Annotated in this window: 2 protein-coding genes; both read right to left on the reverse strand. The window is 65.7% G+C overall.

Annotated features, from left to right (window positions below):
• Positions 1-642 (reverse strand): ABC transporter transmembrane domain-containing protein (locus X803_RS18525; RefSeq protein WP_035778197.1); only part of this gene is annotated, 642 nt, incomplete at its 3' end.
• Between the two features lie 28 nt (positions 643-670).
• Positions 671-1,652, reverse strand: a 982-nt coding sequence (locus X803_RS18530) for an LLM class flavin-dependent oxidoreductase (RefSeq protein ID WP_156930009.1), incomplete at its 5' end; no start/stop codon positions are given.

Consider the following 1,652-nt stretch of genomic DNA (forward strand, 5'->3'; position numbering starts at 1 on the left):
TACCGCGGCTTCCCGCCGCAGGGATGCGAGCCTGCTTCCCATCCGTCGGGCGGGCAACAGGAAGATGGGCAGCATGATGATCGCGAGCACGGTGACCAGCACCGAGGTGCTGAGCATGACGATCAGCGTCAGGATCAGCGCCACCAGGTTGCTCACCACCCCCGAGAGGGTGCCGCTGAAGGCCTGCTGCGCCCCGATGACGTCATTGTTCAGCCTGCTCACCAGTGCTCCGGTGCGCGTTCGGGTGAAGAAGGCGATGGGCATCTTCTGGACGTGGTCAAAGACAGCCGTCCGCAGATCCAGGATGACGCCTTCCCCGATCCTCGCGGAGTACCAGCGCGTCAGCAGGCCCACCCCGGTATCCGCCACCGCCACGATCGCAATGACGACGGCGAGCCAGATGATGGTCCCAACCGGCGCCTCCGCGATGATCTCGTTGACCACCTGGCCGGCCAGGACAGGAGTTGCGACGGCAAGGAACGCGGACACCACGGACAGCGCGATGAACAGGATCAGCTTGACCCGGTAGGGCACGGCGAAGGACAGGATCCGCTTCAGCGTCTCCTTTGAGAATTTGTTGCTGCCGTTCTTGGCGGAGGAGATCCGGTACAGGGAACTCCAGGCCGCGCCTTCCATGCTCATGGATGCCTCCCGTTAGTGGACTTCAAGCTTAGGACCCGGGACTGACGCGCGAAGTCCGTGCCCGTGAATCCGCGCGGTCCTGTCCGCCAAGGGCGTCATTGACACGAGGGAGGACCTCTGTGCCCAGCAGCTCGATGGATTCCAGAACCTGGGCCTGCGGCACGGAGGAGAAGTCGAGCTGGAGGATATGCCGGTCGTGGCCCATTGCAGAGTGTGTGAGAACAATTTTCTCCGCCACCTCCTCGGGCGTTCCGACGTAGAGGGCTCCCGTCCGCGCTGCCTGCATGTTGTAGGTGACCCCGCTCGGCTGCGGGAAACCCCGTTCGGCGGAGATGCGCGTCATGGTGTCGAGCCAGTACGGACGGAACGTTTCCTTCGCGCCATCCCGCAGGACCAGCCCCACGCCGCTCACCCCGATCCGGGGAGCGGTATCCGCTGCGTCATTGAACTGTTCCCGGTACAGCGCAGCGTGCTGGGCGAAGTTGTCCACGGCGCCGCCCAGCAGGGCGTAGATGACCGGGGTGCCCAGCCGTGCGGCCCGTACGGAGGAGGCGGGCGTTCCGCCGGTGGCGACCCACACGTCCAGCTTGTCCTGCAGCGGGCGCGGCAGAATCAGCGCGTCCTGCAGCGGTGGGCGGAACCGGCCTGACCAGGTCACGCGTTCCTCGGCGTTGAGGCGCAGCAGGAGTTCGATCTTCTCGTTGTAGAGGGCGTCATAGTCCTCAAGGGCGGCCCCGAACAGCGGATAGGACTCGATGAAGGATCCCCGGCCGGCCGTCAGTTCCGCCCGCCCGCCGGACAGGAGATCGAGTGTGGCGAACTGCTGGAAGACCCGCACGGGGTCCTCGGTGCTGAGTACTGTTACTGCCGATCCCACCCGGATGGAGCTGGTTTGCGCTGCCGCGGCGGCCAGCACGGGCACGATCGAGGACACAGCGTAATCCGGGCGGTGGTGTTCTCCGATGCCGAAATAGTGCAGGCCCACCTCGTCGGCCAGCCGTGCCCGCTCC

This window comes from Arthrobacter sp. 35/47 (assembly GCF_000520475.1).
GTDB classification, from domain to species: Bacteria; Actinomycetota; Actinomycetes; order Actinomycetales; family Micrococcaceae; genus Arthrobacter_D; species Arthrobacter_D subterraneus.